Genomic DNA, 17,614 nt, shown 5'->3' with positions numbered 1-17,614 from the left:
CCAGGCACCAGCCCGGTCTTACCCCGGGGGTCGCAGCGCGCGACTGTCGGGCGAGACCCACAGCCACCGAAGGCGCGGCGGGCTCGGCTGAGCCCGGCCCGTTGCGGGTTCAGGCGCCGGGAACCCCCGCGTCCCGCAGCAGCGTGCGCAACTGCCCCACACCTTTGTCAGTGCCAGGCTGCGGCTGATGCGGGTATGCCTGGATGCCTACGCTGCGGGCGGCCTCGACATTGTCGAGACGGTCGTCGATGAACAGCACCCCTTCGGGTTCGCAGCGCAGTTCGCCCAGGATCGCACGGAAGTAGTCGGGGCTCGGTTTGGCCACTGCGAGATCGCAGGAGAAGAACAGCCGGTCGAAGTGCTTCGGGTAGCCCAGATCGAGCATCACGTCTCGGCGGTAGCACTGCTGATTCGTGGCCAGGTGTACGGCGATCCCCTGCGCGCGGATGTCATCGACCACCTGGAAAGCCTGGTCGAAGATCTCGATCATCGCCCAGGCGGAGCAGATCTCATCCCGTGCAGCGACATCACGTCCGCTCTCGCGGAGGAACTCTTCGATGCTGGCGTACAGGTCGGCCTGTCCCTCCAAGGCTGGTAGTTCGGCCAGGAACATCTGCGCCGTGAACTCATCCAGGTCGCCGTCGGCGTAGGGACGCCATTTGTCCAGCCACCCCTCGGCAGGGCATTGCAGAACTCCGTCCGCGTCTAGAAGAACGGTATGGACCGGCTCGGACGAGGCGCCCGTCACGGGCGCCTGCCCGCCTGGCCCGTTCAGCGCAACTTCCGATGTTCAGGTAGCCGGTCGGACAGGACGTGAGCTGCGCCGGCGCTGATGCCCGTGACGGCGAAGACCGCTGGCCAGGCCCCGATCTTCTTCGCCAGCGGGTGCGACAAGCCCATCCCGCCGAGGTAGATCCCGGTCAGGGCGGCGGTGGTGGCCGGGTCGGTCTTGGCCAGCCAGGTGCGTGCGGCGAAAGCCCCCGCCGCGCCCAAGACCAGGCCGCCCAACGGTCGGACGCCGCTCTCGCTGGCGACGACGAAGCCGCCGAGGAGTCCGAGGGCGACGAGTCTGGACGTGTTGACGGTGGTGGCATCTGAGACGTTCATGTCTCGATCCTAGGCGCCTTGCCGCGGAGCTGTCCCTGGTCCTCAGGCGATCGAGGCGCAGACGATCAGGCTGATCGCGATCTGGGCAGCGGCGGCGGCGATACCGGCCGGGTGCAGTCCGTCGGAGACGACGATCTCGCTCAGGCTGCCCGGGGTGAACAGGTCGAGCACGAGGAAGCACACCGCCTGCAGCACGATGCCGAGCACCCCGAAGGCGAGCGTCCATTGCAGCGAGGGACCGAATCCCGAGCCTGCGTTGTGCCAGATCACCGTGGCCAGGATGGCGCCTAGGCCGATGAACCCAGCCCCGACCATGAGGCCGGCGTTGTAGGAGTTCCCCTGGGTCAGTCGCTCCCCGAGCCGCCCGGGGGTGAGCAGGTCGAGCACGTAGAAACCGGCGATCAACAACACCAGGCCGAGCAGGCTGTAGGCGGCACCGAAGCCGAGGGCGGTCATCATTTGCGGGAGTCCTTCTCGGTCGGGTCGTCAGTCAGGTCATCGGTCGTGGCGTCGGTTGCGCCATCTTCGGGGCTGTCGGCGCGCATGCTGTCTTGCACAACGTTGTCCTGCGTCCCTGCGAGCGAGGGGATCGGGGAGGCCAGCGGCCTCAGACCCGGGAGGTCGCTCGGGCGCGGAGCATCACGCGAAGACGTGCGGTCGGCGGGCAGCACATCCTGGATCTCGGACTGGGTTCGACGTGCGTCCTGCAGCCATTCGTCTCGCTGTTGCGCGTCGGGCGCCTCGGCAGCGATGACGTGGGGCAGGAAGCGAGCGTAATAGTCCGTCACCCATCCGTCGCTCTCCCGGATGCCGACACCGGCCGCTTTGCCGTCGATGACCCACGAGCCGAGCACGGCCTTGTTGCCGTCGAACTGCGGCAGCGGGCACCACTGTTGGTAGCACCAGCCCTCATCGCCGTAGTCCCCCGGCTGTTCGACGGCGATTCCCTCGGCGTGGACGCGGATGTTGTCTCCCTCGCGTCCGTGCAGCGGTTTGGCGACCCATTCGGTGAGCTCACGGGGGTCGTCCAGGTAGGCGGGCAGCAGGTTGGGGTGCTCGGGGTACATCTGCCACAGCACCGCCAGCAAGGACTTGTTGGACAGCAGCACCTTCCACACCGGCTCGATCCAGGTCGTGGACAGCACCCCGCGGGGGTCGGGTTCGACATAGCGGCCGAACTCCTCGCTGAGCATCGTCTCCCACGGGTAGAGCTTGAAACAGGTCCGAAGCGGTTCGGCCCCGTCTGCCACGAAGCATCCCCGCGCCGGGTCGTACCCGATGGCCTCGACGGTGATGGAACCTGCTCGCAGACCGGCTTGTTCGGCGGTGTCGCGCAGGTACATGCACGTCATGAACTCTTCGCCGGTGATCTCGTCTTCGTGGTGGGCGAACCACACCGGCGCGTCCGCCAGCCGGGGGCGTATCCCCTGCCAGGCGAGGATGAGCCGTTCGTGAATAGAGTTCCACTGGTCGAGTTCGGGGTGGGTGTCCTGCAGCCAATACCACTGGGCGATGGAGCTCTCCACTAGCCCGGTGGGGGTATCGGCGTTGTACTCCAGCAGTTTCGCCGGGCCGGTACCGTCCCAGTGCAGATCGAAACGTCCGATGAGGCTCGGCGGGTCTGCCGCCAGGCTCGCCTTGGCGGCTTTGAGAGCGCCTGCGGGTAGGCCGAAGTTGCCGAATTCGCCGGTGGCCATCCGCCGGGCCGCCGCCAGGCACATCTCGTGCAGGGTCTCGGTGACCGCCTCGAGCTCTTCGACCTCGGCCATCGTCAACTCGTAGTAGGCCTCTTCGAACCAGTACGGAAGCTCAGCGCCGTCGTCGGTCTCGGTCACCGGGAAGACCAGGCCCTGGGATTCGACGCGGGCCCGCCAGTCCGGTCGGGCCGTCGCGGGGATTCTGCGCATCAGCCGCCGCTTCCTTTGGAGTTGCTTCCGAAGCCGCCGCGGACCGTGGTCGAGGTGCCACCCTTGACCGTCGATGAGCTGACCAGTCCCCCGGCGCGCGGGACACCACCTTTGACGTAGGTACCCGAGCGTGGCGGGGTGAAGGAGCCTGGGCTGTTGATCGGCGCACCCACCCGCGGCGCGGTGTAGCCGTAGGCGAAGAAGAACCATCCGAAGTGGCTCGACCTGCTGCTGGCGGCACATTGGGAGTCTTCGACCCGGGTGTTGGTCTCCTGGTCGACGCAGACGGCAGCGTGCGTGGGTTCTTCCTCGCTGTCACTGCCGGACAGGGCCACGAGCCCGGCCGTGGCCACGACGGCGGTGATACCGAGCTTGACCATGGTGGATGACTTGCGTTTGACCGCCGATCCCGATGTGGCGGACGCACCCCCGGGCGGGAACGGCCCCCGGCCTCCCGGGCCCGGATAGGGATCCCCCGGTGTCCAGTCCTGGCCACCTTGCCCGCCCATGGTTCTCCCTGCCTGCTCGCTGCCTCGTGGCTGGGTGCCGATTCTATCGGCCACCAGGGCAGCAGCGCCCGCCCGAGCGACGCGCCGCGCCGCGCCGCGAGCAGGGCAGCGCGTGCACCGCGTCCCGCCTCACACGCCTAGGGCAGGGTGCTCAGTTACTGGCTATCTGCCCGGTTGAAGTGGTCGTAGGTGTCCATCAGGTACTCGACCATGGAGTTCTTGAAGTCCGGGTTTGCGAAAAACAGGTCCACCAGCGCGCTGTTGCTGTCGTGGCGGCCCAGCACCAGGTCCCCGGCTCGTTCTTCCAGAACCATCCGATACTGGGCGCGGTCGTTGTTCTGAGCGACGGTGCGCATGTCCTGGTCCTGGAGAACTCCGGCACGTTGTTGGTCGATCCAGACCTTGTCAGCATCGTTGAGATCGGCGCCGTAGCGTTCGTTCATCACTTTGATGATGGCGGAGAGCCGGTCGAGCACCGGTTCTTGGGCTGAGCCTTTGCCCTCGCCGGGCAGTGCGGTGCCGGGTTCGTCGCTGGACTCTAGGGCGATGCTGCCTTCGTCGGTGACGGCCAGGCGCAGGTGGGTGAGCTGGACGGCTTCGCTGAGTTGGGGCAGCGGCTCGCCTTCGGCAGTGGGCAGCCGGAGGAGGAGGAGTTTGCCGTAGAGGAAGAGCCGTTCCAGGTCAGCATCGGTCCACGGCATCACCTGCGCCAGGAAGGCATAGGCGCGCACGAAATGGTGCAGGGTCGTCCGGAAGGATTCCTGCGTCTCCTCCTCCAGGGTGAGGAAGCGACCCTCGGCGGGTTGGATGTTGGCGTACAGCTCTGCCTGGCGAGCGGGATCGTCGCTGAGCAGGGCGTTCACGGTGGCATCCATTTCCGGTAGCGAGAGCACCCCGGCACTCATCAGCTCGGTGCTCATGGCGTAGAGGACGTTGGGGTCGGTGGGGGTGGCGAAACTCTCTTCGTAGAAGTCGCTGAACGCTTCTTTGATCTCCTCGGTGGTGTTGGCGAAGTCGAGGACGAAGGTGTCCTGTTTGCCGGGGGCGGTGCGGTTGAGCCGCGAGAGCGTCTGAACTGCAGCCACTCCACTGAGCTTCTTGTCCACGTACATTGTGTGCAGCAGCGGCTCATCGAAGCCGGTCTGGTACTTCTCGGCCACCACCAGCACCTGGTAGTCGTCGCTGTGAAACTTTTTCGGCAGCTGTCCCTCGGGGAAGCCGTTGAGTTCGGCCTCGGTCCATGACTTCTGCGGCAGGTCCGGGTCGACCACTTCACCGCTGAAGGCCACGAGGGCACGCAGCGGGCGGTTTCCCTGGTCATAGCCCATCTTGGTGATGTAGTTGTCAATGGCGAACTTGGTGCGCACGGCGTGCAGGCGCGAGCGGGTCACCACCATCGCCTTGGCGCGGCCGTTGATCTTGCCGGCGCTCTTCTGCCGGAAGTGCTCGACGATCACTTCAGCCTTGGCATCCAGCTGGTAGGGGTGCAGCGATGCGAAGCGCGCCAGGGCTGCTCGCCCCTTGTGGGTATCCACCTCGATGTCGGTGGCGGTCTCGGCGTTGGCGAGCTTGTAGTAGACGGAGTAGGTCGTGTAGTTCTGCAGCACGTCGAGGATGAAGCCCTCGTCGATGGCCTGCCGCATCGAGTAAATGTGGAAGGGGTGTCTGTGGCCGTCGGGCCCGAGCTCGCCGAAGAGTTCCAGCGTCTTGGGCTTGGGCGTGGCTGTGAAGGCGAAGAAGCTCAGGTTCTTGCGTTTCCCGCGGGCAGCGGCGCTGAGCAGCAGCAGGTCCGAGGCGTCGCTGGCCTCCTCGGCTTGTGTCTGGGAGTGTTCGGCGTCGGCAAGGGCATCTTCGAGGGAGAGCACAGTCTTGAGTTGCTTCACCGAGTCGCCGCTGGTGCTGGAGTGGGCCTCGTCGACGATGACGGCGAAGCGACTGCCCACCACTTGGGCGCGCTCTCCTTCGGCTTCGCCCTGGTGAATCTTTTCAAGCACGACGGGGAACTTCTGCAGGGTGGTGATGATGATGCGCGCCGCATTGCCTTCCAGCGCTTCCTTGAGCTGGGTGGAGTGCTTGTCGATACGGACGATGGTGCCGGGGGTGTGGTCGAGTCCGGCGACGGTGTCTTGCAGCTGCTTGTCGAGCACCCTGCGGTCGGTGATCACAACGACCTTGTCGAAGACGGGCTGGTCGTCGGGGCCGTGCAGGCGAGACAGGCAGTGCGCCGTCCAAGCGATGGTGTTGCTCTTTCCGGAGCCGGCGGAGTGCTGGATGAGACGGTTGGTGCCCGCGCCATCGCGGTAAGTGGCCTGCAGGATGCTCTGCACTGCGTGCCACTGGTGGAAGCGTGGGAAAAGAATGCCCTTGTTGCTCTGGTGCACGAAGTTGCCGAGCAGGTTGAGCCAGTTGTCCCGCTGCCACACCTGCTCCCACAGGTAGCTGGTCTGGTAGCCGTCGGCGACGGCCGGGTTCCCGGCGGCCCCCTTGCGGCCCGCACCGGCAGTTCCTTGGTTGAAGGGCAGGAAGACGGTGTCTTGCTTGGCCAGCCGGGTGGTCATGAACACCAGGTGCGGGTCGACGGCAAAGTGCACCAACGTGCGGGAGCGGAAGATCAGGTCATTGGGGTTGCGATCCTCGCGGTACTGGCGCTGGGCGTCTTCGACGTTCTGATTGGTGAGGGGGTTCTTCAGCTCGGCGGTGGCGACGGGGATGCCGTTGACCACGAGTGTCATGTCCAGCGAATCCAGCGGGCGGCTCTCGGAGTGGTGCAGCTGGCGCACCACGGCACAGCGATTGGCGCCATAGCGTTGCAATTGGTCTTCGTTGTGTCGGCTGGCGGGCTTGAAGTAGCACAGTTTCACTGGGACGCCGGAATCCTTCACCAGGTCGCGCAGGACTGCGATGGTGCCGCGATGGTCGATGGCGCGGGCCACGGCCTTCACGAAAAGGTCACTCGCCAGCGCCTCGCCGCCATGCCGAGCCACCAGCTGCTGCCACGCCTTCGGCTGGGAGGCCTGCACGAACGCGATTACCTCGTCAGGGAACAGCCCAAGACGGCGGTCATAACTGGCGGGCTCGATGGCATGCCAGCCATTCTCTAGCAGGTGCGATTCGATGTTTGTCTCGAATGCGGCTTCCTTCGTGATGCCCATGGCTACTCCGGGATTCGGGTGGACGCGGTGGTGACATCGAACTCGCCGGTGACGGCGGCAGTGATGAGGGACTGCTTGTACTCCTGCAGCCGAGAGATTGATTGGCAAATCGTATCGGAACCCGCTTTGTGGGAGGCGCACACCTGGTCTAGGTCGGCGATGATGGATGCTTGTTCTGGCAGGTCGGGGGCCCCAATATGGAGGGAACGGATAATATCCTGATTTATATTGGGTTGCCCACCCCCGCTAGCTAAGCCCATGACCTGAGTCCGATATCCATTGAACCAGTGAAAAGCATAGTCAGTAAGCAAAGGGCCTAGTGGCTCCAGAGCGCAGCAGGCCTGGTTTGTAGTGGCAGGCACTTTTAGAATCGCGGTTCTACCAACCGTTGCGCCATACATAGCGACAAGGAGAGAATCGCTAGGAAAAACTTTGAGTGCTGGGAATTCATTCAGCGCACTACGCGAAACACCTCGAGGAACTTGGTGAATCGAGTCGTCTCGTAAGTCGGAGGTGGTAACCCAAGGGATTGTCCCATCGAAGTGCTCCTGCTGGGCGCTTGGTGGGGTAGTCCCGCTGCCCGTGCGGAACGCGTGCCCTAGCCGCCAAAGCCCGAAGTCTGCTCTAATAGCTGGCATCCAGGGAATTCCTGTAGGTCGCTCGGAGACGGCCGAGCGCTGACCGGTCGTAGTCATTTTTTGTCGCAGGCTTTGGAGAGATTCCTTCGCTAGGATCACCTGCTGCTGGCGGGCGGCGACGATCTGGTCGATGCGGGCGACGCGGTCATCGAGGAAGTCCGCGATTCGGCGCTGCTCCTCCAGCGGGGGAATTCTCAGGGGCAGCTGTCTCAGGATCTCATAGGGAAGGTCCCACTGGTTCGGGCGAATGCCCTTGGAGTTGGCCATAAATTCGGCAATGTAGCGCCTGCTCCGCAACAAGTGGTGAATGAAGTCCCCGTCTACATTCTTGCTGAGCTCACACACAAAGTAAGCAGGGCTGACAATCCCGTCATACTTCGAGACCCCCAGTGAACCCTGCCATGTCTTCATCTTGTTCAGAACTAGGTCGCCAGGGTGAACGATCTTGTAGGAGCTCAGATCCTCACTCGCTTGATTGAAGTTGTCATCGCGATCAGTTTTGCGAATCACACCCCATTCGCGATAGACGCTCAGAAGCTGAGCTTCCGGCCGGCCTGTCCGTTCAACGCGGCGGGCGACACTCCAGAAGGGAACCGTGCTCCATTCGTATACGCTCACAGGCCCAGCCCCTGCATCCAGCCTTGTATCCGCGCTTCCAGGTCCTTGATCTCGGCGGCGATCTCCTCCACCGGGCGAGGTGGCGTGTAGACGTAGAACTGGCGGGTGAAGGGGATCTCGAAGCCGAGCTTGGTCTTGGTGTGGTCGAGCCAGGCGTCGGGGACGTAGGGGTGGATTTCGTCGCGCAGGTGCGCCTCGGCGCTCTCCTCCAGGACACGCTGACGTTCGTCCTCATCAAGGCTGAACCAGCCGGCGGGCAGCGGCACGTTCTCCTGGTCGCGCAGGTCAGGATCGGGCTCCGGTCGGCCCTTCTTCATGATGATCGGCGCATCCGGGTCGCTCACCGCGCAGGCCTTCACGAAGGCCTTCTTCTGAGCGGTCGTCAGGCTCGTCGCCTCCGCCAGCAGTGCTTTCTCGGTGGCGAAGCTGCGCCCCAGCAACGGGGCGAACTGCTCGAAGCCGGGCGTCGCGGTCACCAGCTCGGTGACCTCCCAGCGGCGATGCAAGGGTCGCTCCACCGTGATCCGCTGAAACCCGAAAGACTCCCGCGCCAAAACCTTCACCCGGGGGTCCTCGGCGAACTCATCGAGCGCGCCGCCGTAGAGCTGCACGATCTCGGTGATCGCCGCTTCCGACAGCTCCTTGCGCTTGTCGCCCAACGACTTGCGCATCTTCGTGCCCATCTCGCGGGCGTCCACCAGACGCACGAGGCCGCGGTCCGCGTCGGTCTTGTCGTTGGCCAGCACCCAGATGTAGGTGCTGATACCGGTGTTGTAGAACATCTGGTCCGGTAGGGCGACAATCCCCTCCAACCAGTCGTTCTCCAAGATCCAGCGGCGGATTTCGCTCTCGCCCGAGCCCGCTTGTCCGCTGAACAGCGGCGACCCCGACAGCACGATCCCGATGCGGGAACCCGTCGGCTTCATCTTGCTGATCATGTGCTGCAGGAAGAGCAGCGAACCGTCAGAGACACGCGGCAGCCCCGCCCCGAAACGGCCCAGACTGCCCAGGTTCTCGGCCTCGTCCCGGATGGGCTTGGCGTAGCCCTTCCAGTCGACGCCATAGGGCGGGTTCGCCACGATGTAGTCGAACTTCTCGCGCGGGAACGCATCCTGGGTGAGCGAGTTTCCGACATGCATCCGCTCCGGAGGCGTGCCCTGGATCATCAGATCCGATTGGGCGATGGCCCAGGTCTCGGAGTTCAGCTCCTGCCCCGCCACCTGCACGATCGACTGCGGCTGCAGTTCCTTGATGCGCTCCATCGTGATCATCAACATGCCGCCCGTGCCCGCAGCCGGGTCGTAGATGGTGCGCACCGGGCGCTCGTTCTCGGTGAGTTTGGGTGCCTCTTTGCCGCCCACCACCAGGTCAGCCACCAAACGGATCACCTCGCGCGGTGTGTAGTGCTCACCAGCGGTCTCGTTGCTCATCTCAGAGAACTTCCGCAGCAGCTCCTCGAAGATGTAACCCATCGACTCGTTACTCACCACCGACGGCCGAAGGTCCAAATCGGCGAAGTCGGCCAGCACCTGGTAGAGGATCCCGGCTGCTTCCATCCGTCGCACCTTGTCGTCAAGGCTGTAGGCCTCGATCACGGCCTTGGCATCCGAGGACAGCCCCCGGATATAGGCGGCCAGGTTGTCGGCCAAGTTCTTGTCGTCATTCAGCAGCGTGGCAAAGCTGAACGATGAAGTGTTGAAAAACTGCTGCCCCGCCACGCGCTTGAGCTGCGCTTCCTGGCCGGGGCCGATCTCCACCCAGCCCTTGGCCTTGGCCAACACCTCTGCCTTCGTCGGCGCCAACACCGCGTCCATCCGCCGCAACACCAGCAACGGCAACATCACCGAGCCGTACTCGTGCTGTTTGAAGGTGCCGCGCAGCTTGTCAGCCACGCGCCACACGAAGGCGATCTTGTCTTGGAAGCCGTGCGGGGGCATGTCGGTCCTTGCATTCGGGGGCTATCAGCAGCCTAGTCGGGGGCCGGTCGCGCAATCGTAGACAGATGCTCGCCAATGCATGGATCACGCTGCCCGAAACTCATTGATACGAGAGCAGGTCCAGACGCGGCAGCCCCAAGAACCTCGCCGCTGCGCTGGTGGCCATGGCGCATGCTGCTGACGGGCGCACCCTGATCGTGGCTTCACGACCGCTACCTGGGCCTGTCCCCCATAGGGCAGGCAAAGAACCCTGCGGCAGGCGTCCGTCGATCTGTCCCCGCCACCGGAGCTGCGCCCAACCGCGGATCCTCACGGCTTCGCACACCTCTGGTGGACGGTGTTCACCGTCAGCGGGCACCGGCGTCGCCGTGGCCGAGTGCGCTCGCAAGCTCACGGCACGAACCGTGCGGCCAGCGCCTCGGGCCTGCTGGATGGCCTCATGCAGTCGGGGCGGGCCAGCCGGCGCTGCGCATTCGTGTTGCGCCGTGGGCTCGTGCTGCGTGGTGCAGCTGTTTTCTGTCGCTGCGTGGGCAAGCAGCGACCAGGGCTGTAGGGACGGCTCTGCCCGCCCAGGTCGGTGAACCTGGGCGGGCACAGTGCGAGACGGTTCAGCTTTGGTTGGGCGCGACCGCTGAGGTGTCTTGGGTGCCCGCGCCCTGAGCGTCCTTGCCCGGGCCCTTGCCCTGTTCCTTGCCCGAGCCGGCCTCGCCCTGGGGTCGGGCGTCCACGCCCGCCTCCTTGCGCTGCTGCTTGGTGATCGGCGCCGGGGCATCCGTCAACGGGTCGTAGCCGCCACCGGACTTGGGGAAGGCGATGACGTCGCGGATGGAGTCGTAGCCGCCGAGAAGCATGACGATCCGGTCCCAGCCGAAGGCGACGCCGCCGTGCGGCGGCGCACCGAACTTGAAGGCGTCCAGCAGGAACCCGAACTTCTCCTGCGCCTGCTCCTGGCTCAGACCCATCACCTTGAAGACGCGCTCCTGCACGTCGCGGCGGTGGATACGGATCGAGCCGCCACCGATCTCGTTGCCGTTGCACACCATGTCGTAGGCGTAGGCCAACGCCGAACCGGGGTCGCTGTCGAAGGAGTCGAGGAACTCCGGCTTGGGCGAGGTGAAAGCGTGGTGCACCGCCGTCCAGGCGCCGCCACCGACCGCGACATCACCGGCGGCTTTGGCGTCGTCGGCAGGCTCGAACAGCGGGGCGTCAACGACCCACAAGAAGCTCCAGGCGTTCTCGTCGATGAGGCCGCAGCGCTTGCCGATCTCCAGGCGGGCCGCACCGAGCAGAGCCCGGGAGGCCTTGGCGGTGCCGGCCGCGAAGAAGATGCAGTCCCCGGGCTTGGCGCCGGTGCGCTCGGGCAGGGCGGCGAGCTCGGCCTCCGACAGGTTCTTGGCCACGGGACCGCCGAGCGTGCCGTCCTCAGCCACCGTGATGTAGGCCAGACCCTTGGCGCCGCGCTGCTTGGCCCACTCCTGCCAGGCGTCGAACTGCCGGCGCGGCTGGGAGCCGCCGCCGGGCATGACGACGGCACCGACATAGGGGGCCTGGAACACGCGGAACTGGGTGTCGGAGAACAGGTCAGTGAGCTCGACGAGTTCGTTGCCGAACCGCAGGTCGGGCTTGTCCGAGCCGAAGCGACGCATCGCGTCGGCGTAGGTCATCCGCTCGAACGGGGTGGGCAGGTCGACGTCGATGAGCTTCCAGATCTCGCGGACCACGGCTTCGCCGAGCTCCATCACGTCGTCCTGGGTCACGAAGCTCATCTCGATGTCGAGCTGAGTGAACTCCGGCTGGCGGTCGGCGCGGAAGTCCTCGTCGCGGTAGCAACGCGCGATCTGGTAGTAGCGCTCCATGCCCGCGACCATGAGCAACTGCTTGAACAGTTGCGGGCTCTGCGGCAGCGCGTACCAGGAGCCCGGCGACAGCCGGGCCGGAACGAGGAAGTCGCGAGCGCCTTCAGGGGTCGAGCGGGTCAAGGTCGGGGTCTCGATCTCGACGAAGTCGCGGGCTTCCAGCACGCGGCGAGCAGCCGAGCTCACCTTGGAACGCAACCGGATCGCGTGCCCGGCGTTGTGCGTGCCGGGGCGGCGCAGGTCGAGGTAGCGGTGCTTGAGACGGGCCTCTTCACCGACGTTGACGCGCTCATCGATCTGGAACGGCAGCGGAGCCGCCTCGGACAGGACCTCGATATCGGCCAGGTTGACCTCGATCTGCCCGGTCGGCAGGTCGGGGTTGACGTTCTCGGCGGTGCGGGCCGCGACCTGCCCGGTGGCGCGGATGCAGAACTCGTTGCGCAGGCCGTGCGCGCCTTGAGCGAGCACCTCGTCCCGGGCGACGCACTGCACGACGCCGCTGGCATCACGCAGGTCGATGAACTCCACCCCGCCGTGATCGCGCCGACTGGCCACCCAACCGGTGAGAGTGACGTCCTGCCCGACATGTTCGGTGGTGAGGGTTCCGGCGGAATGGGTGCGCAGCATGCGTGTTCCTTTCTGGCTCCCGCATAGACGGTGCGGGGGCGGGTGTGTTGTTCGATCGTACGCGGATGCGACCGGGCGGACGGAACGCCCCGGCGCGCGGCGCCGCCTCAGCCCAGCTCAACACCGCTGATCCGCACGCCGCTCAGCTCACGTCCCCGTCGAGGTAGACCCAGTTCCCCTCGCAACGTTCAAAGCGGGCGTGCTCGATGAGGTCGTGCGCGCTGCCGGCGACATCAAGCCAGGTGGCGCGGTAGTCGACGGTGCCGTGTTCGTCGCTCGGCCCGCCGCCGGAGGTGTCCAGGACGCTGAGCCCGACCCAGCGTCCGGCCGGGAACTGCACCGTCTCCGGTCGGGTGCGCGGGTGCCAGGTGCGCAGCAGATAGCGTGCCCGGCGCTGCACGAAGGCCGAATACCGGCTGCGCATGAGAGCTTGCGCAGTGGGCGCCTGGGCCCGCCCGGCATGCAGCGGCCCGCAGCACCTCAGGTAGGGCTCTGCGCTGCCGCACGGACACTGGGCCTGCTGCTGCGGCGAGGGGCTCGGGGTGCCGAAGACGCTCATGCGCTGGTGTCGGGGTGGTTGCCGTCGGCGAACTCGCTGAGCCCGGCCACGTCGTCCAGCCAGGCGTCCATCGCCTCGAAAGCCCCCTGACGCACCTTCGGCGCCGACAGGAACAGGTCGTGCATCCCACCGGGCACCGTCAGGTCGCTGACCCGGGAGCCGAGTTTGGGTGCCCACTTGCTCATGTGGCTGACGTCTAAGACGGTGTCGGCACTCATCGCCTCCGGCGCCCAACTCTTCAGGTTGAGCACGCTGGTATCGGAGTGCATGACCAGAATCGGCAAGTCCAGGTCGAGGCCGCGGTGCAGCCGGGCCTGACCGCGTCGGATCGCCGAGATCCAGCCCGCCTGAATCGGTGTATCCGACAGCGGTTTCCAGTTCAGGTCGTAGTCCCATTCGCCGTGCTCGTCGGCGTGGATGCTCTGACCGTAGGTGGGTTCGAGGGCCTGCGGCATGACGAAGCGGGGGGCGATCCGTCCGATGACGTGGATGGCTTGGGTGCCCAGGGTGCGCATCAGTGGCGATCCCACCAGGTCAAACCAGGGGCTGTTGAGGACGAGCGCTTCGGCGTGCACCTGAGGCCGGTCGGCCAGCCACAGCGGCACGATCAACCCACCGGTGGAGTGCGCCAACAGGATGACCTGCTGGTGGCCGTCCTCGGCGATCATCCGCCAGGCCGCGTCCAGGTCGTGCCCGTACACCCCCAGATCAGTGACGTAGAACGGGGTTTGCCCCGGCACGATCGAACGTCCGTAGCCCTGCAGGTCGATGGCGTAGAAGTCGAACCCGCGCTGGGTGAAGTGCTCGGCGACGTGGTCTTGGAAGAAGTAGTCGATGAAGCCGTGCACGTACAACACGGCCCCGCGGGAGTTCTGCGGCGCCGGACGATGCACGAGGGTGGCCGCGTTTCCCCCAGGCAGTTCGAGTCGACGGGCGAGGTAGTGCTCGCCTAACGGGTCGGTCATCAGAGGCCTCCTCGAGCCATGCGTACCGCCCCAGTCTGCCACCGCCGAGCGCACCGGCCGCCCCGGTGATCCAGGGCGAAAGCTACCCGGCTCGACGTGGCCCACCGGACCGGTATGTCGCACCGAGCGAAGTCGCGAGACGATACCGGCATGGACCTCACCCGCGCGTTCGACGCCATCACCATCGAGCAACTCACTGCCGCAGGCAGCACCAAGTGGAGCCGTGACCCCGGCACGATCGGCGCGTGGATCGCGGAGATGGATTTCGGCACTGCACCGGTGGTGACCGAGGCGCTGCACGAACATGTGCGCTCGGCTGCGTTCGGCTACACCCCGACCTCGGCCAAGCAGGACCTGTCCCGCGCGTTCGCCGGCTTCGCCGAGCGGCACTACGGCTGGCAGATAGACCCGGCGCGGGTGCGCCCGGCCCCGGATGTCTTGGCCGTTCTGGGCGCCATGATCGACCACTTCACCACCGGGAAGGTCATTGTCCCCACCCCGGCCTACATGCCTTTCCTCACCCTGCCCGGAGTCCACGATCGTGAGGTCATCCAGGTGCCGCTGGTGCGTGAGGGGCAACGCTGGGTGTACGACCTCGACGCGCTCGCGGCAGCTTTCGACGACGGTGGTGAGCTGTTGGTGCTGTGCAACCCGCACAACCCGGTCGGGCGGGTTCTGGAGCGGGAGGAGCTGCTGGCCATCGCCGACGTCGTGGAGTCCAAGGGGGGTCGGGTGTTCTCTGATGAGATCCACGCCCCGCTGGTCTTTCAGGGCCACACCCATGTGCCGTACGCGACGCTGGACGAGCGCACCGCGGCGCACACCATCACCGCGACCTCCTGCTCCAAGGGGTTCAACATTCCCGGGCTCAAGTGCGCCCAGGCGATCCTGAGCAACGAGGCGGATGCGGCCCGTTGGGCCCAGCGGTGCGGCGCCGTCGAGGACGGCGCGTCTCGCCCCGGCATCGTCGCCAATGTCACCGCCTATGACCACGGCGAACCGTGGCTGGAGGGCGTCCTGGTCTACCTGGACCGCAACCGCCGCGCGCTGCAGGAACTGGTGTCCACCCGCCTTCCCGGCGTCGGTTACACCCCGCCGGAGGGCACGTATCTGGCCCTGCTCGACCTGCGCGAGGCCGGCCTGGGGCAGGACCCTACCGACCGACTGCGTTCGGCAGGGGTCTCCCTGACCAGCGGTCTGGCTTGCGGTGAGGCCGGGGCCGGTCACGCCCGCCTGACGTTCGCCACGCCGCTGCCGATCCTGACCGAGATCGTGGAACGAATCGCCCGCGTCCTGCCGTGACCCGAGTTCAGCCCTGATCGTTCACCCGATGCTTGGGGTGCCGGTTGAACGGCGTGTCATGCGCCCGCAGCGTCGACCAGCCGGCAGCCCGGGCGGCGTGGGCGCTGAGGATGCCGACAATCGCGCCGGCGTTGCCGATCTGACCGGCCAGGACGGCGCTGTGGGCCTGGTCCAGGTCGACCCACGCGGTGCTCATGTCGGCTTCCTCGGCGCGCCGGGTGTGGCGTTGGGCTCCCGGTACGTCGCTCAGGTCGCGCGCCAGGTACACCCGGATGACTTCGGACAGGGCCCCGGCCGAGGGGTGGAAGTCGACCAGGGTGTGCCACTGCGCGGCGACCAGGTCGGCTTCCTCGTTCAGTTCCCGGGCTGCGGCCCTCCACGGGGGTTCGCCTTCGACGTCCAGCAGCCCCGCCGGTAGCTCCCATTCGCTGGCGCCGATGGTGTGGCGGTATTGACGCAGCATGAAGACCTGATCGGCGCCGTCGACGCGGCGCAGCGCGACGATCACGACGGCCCCGGGATGCTCGATGAACTCGCGATCGACCACGGCATGGCCCAGGTCGACCGTGTCCCGGCGGACATCCCACACCATGCCCTCATAGACGGTGCGGCTGGCTTTGACCGGGCGGCTGCGGTACTCGTCGTGCAGGTCCGAGCCGTCGAGCTGCTGGGCGTCCAAGGTCATGAGCCTGCCTCCATGAATCCGTCGTCGGTTTCCTTCATCACGTCGTTGTGCCGCTCCACCTCGACTAGGCGGGTGTTGCGTTGAGCCACGACCGCGGCCCGGATCAGCCCGGCGAACAGCGGGTGCGCCCGATGCGGCCGGGAACGGAACTCCGGGTGGGCCTGGGTGGAGACATAGAACGGGTGCACCTCAATCGGCAGTTCGACGAACTCGACCAGTTGGCCATCAGGTGAGGTGCCCGAGAACACCAACCCCGCATCCTGTAGTTGCTGCCGGTAGGCGTTGTTGACCTCGTAGCGGTGCCGGTGGCGTTCGTCGACCACGGTGCTGCCGTAACAGTTCGCCACCACCGAGGAGGGCATCAGCTCGGCCGGGAAGGTTCCCAACCGCATCGTGCCGCCCAGGTCGCCGGCCCCTTCGACGAATGACTTCTGCTCATCCATCGTCCCGATCACGGGGGCGGTGGTCTGCGGGTCGAACTCGGTCGAGGATGCGCCCTCGATCCCGGCGACGCTGCGGGCGTATTCGATGACCATGGCCTGCAGCCCCAGGCAGATCCCCAGGGTGGGTACCCCGTTGGTCCGGGACCAGGTGAGCGCCCCCAGCTTGCCTTCGATCCCTCGGATGCCGAAGCCGCCGGGGACGAGCACGGCGTCGACGCCGCTCAGCGCCCGCCGCGCACCTTCGGGGGTGCGGCATTCATCGGAGGCCACCCAGCGGATCTGGACCTTGGCGTCGTTGTCGAAGCCGCCCGCGCGCAGCGCCTCGGTCACCGACAGGTAGGCATCCGGCAGGTCGACGTATTTACCGACCAGGGCAACCTCGACCTCGTGTGCGGGGTTGTGCACCCGGCGCAGCAGCCGATCCCAGTCGCTCCAGTCCACATCACGGAAGGACAACCCGAGCCGGCGCACCACGTAGGCGTCCAACCCTTCGGCGTGGATGACCTTGGGGATGTCGTAGATGCTCGGGGCGTCGGTGCAGGCGATCGTGCCGTCCCGCTCCACGTCGCAGGCCAGCGCGATCTTGTTCTTGAGCCCCTCCGGGATGGGGCGGTCGGCCCGCAGCACGATCGCGTCGGGTTGAATCCCCACCTGGCGCAGCGCAGAGACCGAATGTTGTGTCGGCTTGGTCTTCAGCTCCCCGCTCGGTGCCAGGAACGGCACCAGGGACACGTGCAGGAAGAAACAGTTGTCGCGCCCCAGGTCGTGGCGTACCTGCCGGGCTGATTCCAGGAACGGCAGGGACTCGATATCACCGACCGTGCCGCCGATCTCGGTGATGATCACATCGGGCGGTGTTTCGCCGTTGCCGGGGTCGGCCTGCTCCCGCATCCGAGCTTTGATCTCGTTGGTGATGTGCGGGATGACTTGCACCGTGTCGCCGAGGTACTCCCCCCGCCGCTCTTTGGCGATGACGCGGCTGTACACCTGACCGGTGGTCACGTTGGCCTGCTGCGAGAGCGGCACGTCGAGGAATCGTTCGTAATGACCGATGTCCAGGTCGGTTTCGGCGCCGTCGTCGGTGACGAACACTTCCCCGTGTTGGAAGGGGTTCATCGTCCCGGGATCCACGTTGAGGTACGGGTCGAGTTTTTGCATGGTCACGCGCAGACCGCGTTGACGAAGCAGGAACCCGAGGCTGGAGGCCGTCAGGCCCTTGCCGAGCGAGGAGGCGACGCCTCCGGTAACGAAGATATGTTTCGTAGACACCACGGGCTTCGACTCTACGTCATGCCCGCGGTTGCCTCTT

The 17,614-nt window shown here is 66.0% G+C and carries 14 protein-coding genes; 1 reads left to right on the top strand and 13 read right to left on the bottom strand.

The features are described 5' to 3' along the window. Window positions 1-109: 109 nt before the first annotated feature. The 11 genes from G9V96_RS00110 to G9V96_RS00060 form a co-directional block, all read right to left on the bottom strand. Window positions 110-748 carry an HAD family hydrolase gene (locus tag G9V96_RS00110; protein WP_168581213.1) on the bottom strand — a complete coding sequence of 213 codons (639 nt, stop codon included), beginning with the start codon at window positions 746-748 and terminating at the stop codon, window positions 110-112. A 23-nt stretch (window positions 749-771) separates the two neighbouring features. Continuing rightward, window positions 772-1,107 carry a hypothetical protein gene (locus G9V96_RS00105; RefSeq protein ID WP_168581212.1) on the bottom strand — a complete coding sequence of 112 codons (336 nt, stop codon included), beginning with the start codon at window positions 1,105-1,107 and terminating at the stop codon, window positions 772-774. A 42-nt stretch (window positions 1,108-1,149) separates the two neighbouring features. Then, a complete protein-coding gene (locus tag G9V96_RS00100) occupies window positions 1,150-1,566 on the bottom strand; it encodes a DUF350 domain-containing protein (RefSeq protein WP_168581211.1) in 417 nt (138 codons plus the stop codon). After that, window positions 1,563-3,014: a glutathionylspermidine synthase family protein gene (locus tag G9V96_RS00095; protein WP_168581210.1), complete on the bottom strand. Its 1,452-nt coding sequence runs from the start codon at window positions 3,012-3,014 to the stop codon at window positions 1,563-1,565. Before G9V96_RS00095 ends, G9V96_RS00100 begins: the two co-directional genes overlap by 4 nt. Beyond that, entirely contained in the window at window positions 3,014-3,394 is a 381-nt protein-coding gene (locus G9V96_RS00090; RefSeq protein WP_168581209.1) for a hypothetical protein, read from the bottom strand. The genes G9V96_RS00095 and G9V96_RS00090 overlap by 1 nt, the downstream gene beginning before the upstream one ends. Window positions 3,395-3,678: 284 nt before the next feature. Beyond that, window positions 3,679-6,675 carry a type I restriction endonuclease subunit R gene (locus G9V96_RS00085; RefSeq protein WP_168581208.1) on the bottom strand — a complete coding sequence of 999 codons (2,997 nt, stop codon included), beginning with the start codon at window positions 6,673-6,675 and terminating at the stop codon, window positions 3,679-3,681. Between the two features lie 2 nt (window positions 6,676-6,677). After that, complete coding sequence (locus tag G9V96_RS00080; RefSeq protein WP_168581207.1) at window positions 6,678-7,931, bottom strand: restriction endonuclease subunit S; 1,254 nt, start codon at window positions 7,929-7,931, stop codon at window positions 6,678-6,680. Continuing rightward, window positions 7,928-9,868, bottom strand: coding sequence for a type I restriction-modification system subunit M (locus G9V96_RS00075; RefSeq protein WP_168581206.1), 1,941 nt, complete (start codon window positions 9,866-9,868; stop codon window positions 7,928-7,930). The genes G9V96_RS00080 and G9V96_RS00075 overlap by 4 nt, the downstream gene beginning before the upstream one ends. 608 nt (window positions 9,869-10,476) lie before the next feature. Then, the gene (gene aspS / locus G9V96_RS00070) at window positions 10,477-12,351 is read right to left on the bottom strand and encodes an aspartate--tRNA ligase (RefSeq protein ID WP_168581205.1); all 1,875 of its coding nucleotides are present in this window, start codon (window positions 12,349-12,351) and stop codon (window positions 10,477-10,479) included. Between the two features lie 142 nt (window positions 12,352-12,493). After that, window positions 12,494-12,910, bottom strand: a complete 417-nt coding sequence (locus G9V96_RS00065) for a YchJ family protein (protein WP_168581204.1) — start codon at window positions 12,908-12,910, stop codon at window positions 12,494-12,496. Beyond that, window positions 12,907-13,875, bottom strand: a complete 969-nt coding sequence (locus G9V96_RS00060) for an alpha/beta hydrolase (protein ID WP_168581203.1) — start codon at window positions 13,873-13,875, stop codon at window positions 12,907-12,909. The genes G9V96_RS00065 and G9V96_RS00060 overlap by 4 nt, the downstream gene beginning before the upstream one ends. A 150-nt stretch (window positions 13,876-14,025) precedes the next feature. Here G9V96_RS00060 and G9V96_RS00055 point away from each other — a divergent pair, with 150 nt between their 5' ends. Then, complete coding sequence (locus G9V96_RS00055; RefSeq protein WP_168581202.1) at window positions 14,026-15,177, top strand: MalY/PatB family protein; 1,152 nt, start codon at window positions 14,026-14,028, stop codon at window positions 15,175-15,177. Window positions 15,178-15,184: 7 nt separating this feature from the next. Here the strand turns inward: G9V96_RS00055 and G9V96_RS00050 are convergent, their stop codons facing one another. Then, the gene (locus G9V96_RS00050; protein WP_168581201.1) at window positions 15,185-15,862 is read right to left on the bottom strand and encodes an NUDIX domain-containing protein; all 678 of its coding nucleotides are present in this window, start codon (window positions 15,860-15,862) and stop codon (window positions 15,185-15,187) included. After that, window positions 15,859-17,577: a CTP synthase gene (locus tag G9V96_RS00045; RefSeq protein WP_168581200.1), complete on the bottom strand. Its 1,719-nt coding sequence runs from the start codon at window positions 17,575-17,577 to the stop codon at window positions 15,859-15,861. The genes G9V96_RS00050 and G9V96_RS00045 overlap by 4 nt, the downstream gene beginning before the upstream one ends. Window positions 17,578-17,614: the final 37 nt, after the last annotated feature.

It is taken from the genome of Gephyromycinifex aptenodytis (assembly GCF_012277275.1).
Taxonomy (GTDB): Bacteria; Actinomycetota; Actinomycetes; order Actinomycetales; family Dermatophilaceae; genus Gephyromycinifex; species Gephyromycinifex aptenodytis.
This window is presented reverse-complemented; position numbering and strand designations above follow the sequence as displayed.

What these genes read in the sequence shown, in the direction of transcription:
- G9V96_RS00055 (WP_168581202.1), top strand. Translation starts at nt 14,026, where the DNA reads ATGGACCTCACCCGCGCGTTCGACGCCATCACCATCGAGCAACTCACT.
- aspS (WP_168581205.1), bottom strand. Translation starts at nt 12,351, where the DNA reads ATGCTGCGCACCCATTCCGCCGGAACCCTCACCACCGAACATGTCGGG.
- G9V96_RS00090 (WP_168581209.1), bottom strand. Translation starts at nt 3,394, where the DNA reads ATGGTCAAGCTCGGTATCACCGCCGTCGTGGCCACGGCCGGGCTCGTG.
- G9V96_RS00105 (WP_168581212.1), bottom strand. Translation starts at nt 1,107, where the DNA reads ATGAACGTCTCAGATGCCACCACCGTCAACACGTCCAGACTCGTCGCC.
- G9V96_RS00065 (WP_168581204.1), bottom strand. Translation starts at nt 12,910, where the DNA reads ATGAGCGTCTTCGGCACCCCGAGCCCCTCGCCGCAGCAGCAGGCCCAG.
- G9V96_RS00095 (WP_168581210.1), bottom strand. Translation starts at nt 3,014, where the DNA reads ATGCGCAGAATCCCCGCGACGGCCCGACCGGACTGGCGGGCCCGCGTC.
- G9V96_RS00060 (WP_168581203.1), bottom strand. Translation starts at nt 13,875, where the DNA reads ATGACCGACCCGTTAGGCGAGCACTACCTCGCCCGTCGACTCGAACTG.
- G9V96_RS00085 (WP_168581208.1), bottom strand. Translation starts at nt 6,675, where the DNA reads ATGGGCATCACGAAGGAAGCCGCATTCGAGACAAACATCGAATCGCAC.
- G9V96_RS00100 (WP_168581211.1), bottom strand. Translation starts at nt 1,566, where the DNA reads ATGATGACCGCCCTCGGCTTCGGTGCCGCCTACAGCCTGCTCGGCCTG.
- G9V96_RS00075 (WP_168581206.1), bottom strand. Translation starts at nt 9,868, where the DNA reads ATGCCCCCGCACGGCTTCCAAGACAAGATCGCCTTCGTGTGGCGCGTG.
- G9V96_RS00050 (WP_168581201.1), bottom strand. Translation starts at nt 15,862, where the DNA reads ATGACCTTGGACGCCCAGCAGCTCGACGGCTCGGACCTGCACGACGAG.